General features: G+C 54.3%; 1 protein-coding gene. It reads right to left on the reverse strand.

Going from position 1 to position 247, the window contains the following annotated elements; translation table 11 throughout:
* The coding region (locus SB816_RS34045; protein WP_410548504.1) for a hypothetical protein at nucleotides 1-247 on the reverse strand (247 nt) is incomplete at both ends.

Below are 247 nucleotides of genomic sequence, written 5' to 3' on the forward strand. Positions count from 1 at the left end.
GCCGTACAGCGCGGGCTGAGATTGTCAGCCGTATCAATGCTCCCGATCAGTCGCGCCCTGCCGAGGTCCGGTGTGGTAACAAAATCTTCGGGTACGAATACTGGCAATACGTTGTTCTTCGTGTGCAGCATCCCCAGTTCTTTAGTGGCCTCCCAGTGCAGGAGAGATCTATCAAACAGAGCGTTTGTGGTGTTGAATTCCGTCGATTTGGCGGCCTCATCCAGCCGGCTTGTGGCGATATTCATCT

Origin of the sequence: Achromobacter sp. SIMBA_011 (genome assembly GCF_046535435.1) — a bacterium.
Taxonomy (GTDB): Bacteria; Pseudomonadota; Gammaproteobacteria; order Burkholderiales; family Burkholderiaceae_B; genus Achromobacter; species Achromobacter dolens.